This is a genomic window from Mesorhizobium sp. M7A.F.Ca.AU.001.01.1.1 (genome assembly GCF_004022735.1).
Classification (GTDB): domain Bacteria; phylum Pseudomonadota; class Alphaproteobacteria; order Rhizobiales; family Rhizobiaceae; genus Mesorhizobium; species Mesorhizobium ciceri.
Window position 1 is genome coordinate 1 of sequence record NZ_RZPF01000659.1, and the last position, 3,677, is coordinate 3,677.

At 66.7% G+C, this 3,677-nt stretch carries 3 protein-coding genes and 1 pseudogene; all 4 read right to left on the reverse strand.

The annotated features are described in order from the left end of the window. A partial coding sequence (locus tag EN884_RS29255) for a xanthine dehydrogenase family protein subunit M (protein ID WP_164895218.1) occupies positions 1–860 on the reverse strand: 860 nt, incomplete at its 3' end. Beyond that, positions 857–1,336 (reverse strand): (2Fe-2S)-binding protein, encoded by a 480-nt coding sequence (locus EN884_RS29260; RefSeq protein ID WP_013530702.1) that lies wholly within the window; start codon positions 1,334–1,336, stop codon positions 857–859. The genes EN884_RS29260 and EN884_RS29255, both read right to left, overlap by 4 nt. Positions 1,337–1,568: 232 nt before the next feature. Continuing rightward, entirely contained in the window at positions 1,569–3,539 is a 1,971-nt protein-coding gene (locus tag EN884_RS29265) for a xanthine dehydrogenase family protein molybdopterin-binding subunit (RefSeq protein WP_128360891.1), read from the reverse strand. After that, positions 3,529–3,677 (reverse strand): annotated as a pseudogene (locus EN884_RS39850) (xanthine dehydrogenase family protein subunit M); the annotation flags it as partial. The gene EN884_RS29265 and the pseudogene EN884_RS39850, both read right to left, overlap by 11 nt.

A 3,677-nucleotide genomic window follows, 5' to 3' on the forward strand; every position in this document is an offset into this window, starting at 1 on the left:
GTGTCCGGCTCCAGCACCTTGCCCTTCAGCGCGTTTTCCACGGCCCGCGCACGCCACGGCTTGGTCGCGACGCCGCCAAGCGCGACGCGCAAATCGCGGATCGTTCGGCCGTCAGGTTCGAACTCAATGCCGACCGCCGCGCTCGCGGCGGCAAACTCATAGGATTGCCGGTCGCGGATCTTGAGATAAGTCGAACGCCGGGCAGGGGCCGAGCCGGGGATCTCGATCGCGGTGATCATCTCGCCCGGTTCGATCGCGTGTTCCCGATCCGGCGTGGTGCCGGGCAGCAGGAAAAAGTCGTCGACCGGGATGTGGCGCTCGCCCAGATGCACGATCGCATCGAAGGCGACCAGCGCCACGGCGAGGTCGCCCGGATACATGGCGATGCACGCGTCGCTGATGCCAAGCACCGCATGGCCACGGGTAACGCCGCCGATCGCCGAACAGCCAGAGCCGGGCTCACGCTTGTTGCAGGCTGGGAAATTCGCGGGATCGCGGAAATAAGGGCAGCGCGTGCGCTGCATCAGATTGCCGCCGATGGTCGCCATGTTGCGGATCTGCGCGGAAGCCGCCTGCCACAGGGCTTCGGAAATGGCGGGGAAGCTACTCTTGATGTCGGCATGGTCGGCGACATGGCTCATCCTGGCCAGTGCGCCGATGGTGACGCCGCGCTCGTTCACCTCGATCCTGCCCAACCCCTTGAGATGGGTGATGTCGACCAGCGTCTCGGGCTCGGCGACGCCGCATTTGGCGAGGTCGATCAGCGTGGTGCCGCCGGCCAAGAGCATGGCGCCGGGCAGGGCGGCCGCCTGGCGTGCCGCATCGAGCGAATTGGCGCGCACATACGAAAAATCCCTCATGATGCGGCCTCCAATGCTGCCTGGCGGACAGCGGCGACGATGTGCGGATAGGCGCCGCAGCGGCAGAGGTTGCCGGCCATATACTCGCGGATTTCTTCGTCGGAGCCGGCATGGCCTTCGCGGATGCAGGCGACCGCCGACATGATCTGGCCCGGCGTACAATAGCCGCACTGGAAGGCGTCCTGTTCGAGGAAGGCAGCCTGCACGGGATGCATTTCGCCCTCCCGTGCAAGCCCCTCTATGGTGGTGACGGTGCGGCCCTCGACTTGTGCGGCCAGCGTCAGGCAGGCCAGCACGCGCTCGCCGTCGATATGCACGGTGCAGGCGCCGCACTGGCCGTGGTCGCAGCCCTTCTTGGTTCCGGTCAGGCCGAGGCGATCGCGCAAGGCATCGAGCAGCGTGACGCGCGGCTCGAGTTGCAGATCGTGATCACGGCCGTTGATGTCGAGATGAACTGGGATCGTTGTTTTGGTCATGGGCGTCGGGCTCCAGTTGCTTGACGCGAAGTCGTTGATTTCATCTTTGGCAGCCGGCGGGGACCTGGCGCCGGCTGTGCGGCCCTTCGCTGCCGCTCCCCGCCTTCGGGCGTTCAGCCCCTTAAAAAGGTCCACTGGACTTTTTGGTGCGCCCGAAGGCGGACCGGGCCTTCACCATTCGTCGTTCGGGAAGCCAAGCAATTGGCTTCCCATCCGCTAGGTGGACCACTCCTCACCCCAGCAGGTCCTCGATGCGGACCGGAAAGCGCCGCGGCCGCACGCCGGTCGCATGCCAGACCGCATTGGCGACGGCGCCGGCCGTGCCGGTGATGCCGATTTCGCCGACGCCCTTGATGCCGAGCGCGTTGACGTGAGGGTCGTCCTCGTGGACCAGCAACGCCTCGACCGATGGAACGTCGGCATTCACCGGGACATGATATTCGGCGAGGTTGGCATTCTGGATCCGGCCAGAGCGCCGGTCGGTGATGGCTTCCTCATGCAGCGCGAACGAGACGCCCCAGATCATGCCGCCATAATACTGGCTGCGCACCAGCCTGGGATTGATGACCCGTCCGGCGGCGAACGCACCGACCAGCCTTGTGACACGGATCTGGCCAAAATCCGGATCGACCTTCACCTCGGCAAACACGGCGACGGCAATGCCTGCATTGGGCAGATCGGAGCTGCCGGCCCTGAAATCGACCTGGTCGATATCCAGTCCCAGTCCGTCGGCGGCGATCTGGGCGAAGGCGGTCCAGGCGCCTTGCCCCATGTCCTGAGCGCCGGTCTCCATCACGCCGCTGCCATCGGCTCTCAGCACCGCCCGCGCTTCGGCCTGGAACATGATCGCCGGGAAGGTCGCCGTGCCCATGCCCCAGCCGGTCAGGAAACCGTCGGCGTCGCGCATCAGCCGAGGCTGAAGCGGGCGGCTCGCCCAGCCGAACGTCTCGGCCGCTTGCCTGTAGCATTCGCGCAGCGCCTTGGAGGAAAACGGCTTGCCGGTCATCGGCTCGACCTCGGCATAGTTCCGCAGCCGGAATTCCAGCGGGTCCATGCCGCAGGCGTAGGCTGCCTCATCGATAGCGCTCTCCAGCGCGATCGAGCCGGTGGCTTCGCCGGGCGCCCGCATGAACAGCGGCGTACCGGTATCGAGCCGCACCGCATCGTGCGAGGTGGCGATGGCCGGGCTGGCATAGAGCGTGTGCGAGGCATCCGCCGCCGGTTCGAAGAAATCGTCGAACGTGCTCGACGCGGTCTTGGCGTGATGGTCGAGTGCCGTCAGCCGCCCTTCGCCATCCATGCCCATGCGCAGCGTCTGGCGCGTCGGCGCACGGTGGCCGACCGGCCCGTACATCTGCTCACGTCGCAGCACCAGCTTGACCGGACGGCCGACGAGACGCGCCGCCAGGATGCCGAGCACCTGCGGCCCGGAGATCATGCCTTTCGAACCGAAGCCGCCACCCAGGAACGGGCTGCGGATGTGGATGTTCTCCGGCGCGATGCCGAACAGGCCGGCGATGCGGCCCTGCGCCATGGCAAGGCCCTGGCTCGGTGTGTCGATCGACAGTGTGTCGCCTTCCCAGGCGACGACGATCGCATGCGGCTCCATGGCGTTGTGGTACTGGGCCGGCGTCTCGTAGGTGGCTTCGATCCGCGTCTTTGCGGATTTAAGGCCGACCTCGACATCGCCCTTGTGCTGCACGGCCGGACCGCCGACGCCGACAGCACGCGGCACGAAATTTTCGGCGCCGTCGAGGCCAACGCGCGCCGGCATCACTTCATAGCGCGGCGACAGCAGCGCCGCCCCCTCGGTCGCCGCCTCCAGCGTCTCGGCGATCACCACGGCGATGCTCTGATTGGGGTAGCGGACCTGGTCGTTCTGCAAGAGGTCGAGCCGGAACATGAAGGGATGGTCCTTGGCGTCCGGATCGGCAGCGAGCGCTGGCCGGTTCTTGGGCGTCATCACCTCGACCACGCCTCTGTATGCCTTGGCCGCCTCGACATCCAGCGCGGCGACGCGGCCGCGTGCGATGCTGCTGACCGCCAGCACGGCGTAGAGCATGCCGGGCGGATGGTTGTCGGCGGCATAGCGCGCGGCTCCGGTGACTTTCAGAAAGCCGTCGCGGCGGGTCAGCGGCTGGCCGATGCTAGAGCCTTGCCGGGCATGGGCGGGTTGCTGGTTGAGGCTGAGTTCAAGCGTCATGGCGCGCTCCAGGAATGTTCGAGAACGGGGAGGCAGGAAGGGCCGGCAGACGCTCGGGCGTTCCCGAAAGCGCAGAGATCAGCGCCCTGATCACGATGCGGCGGGCAAGCTCGATCTTGAAGGCATTGTCGCCGGAAG

Bases quoted from the DNA above. Each gene is read 5' to 3' on its own strand.
- EN884_RS29260 (WP_013530702.1), bottom strand. From the start codon at position 1,336: ATGACCAAAACAACGATCCCAGTTCATCTCGACATCAACGGCCGTGAT.
- EN884_RS29265 (WP_128360891.1), bottom strand. From the start codon at position 3,539: ATGACGCTTGAACTCAGCCTCAACCAGCAACCCGCCCATGCCCGGCAA.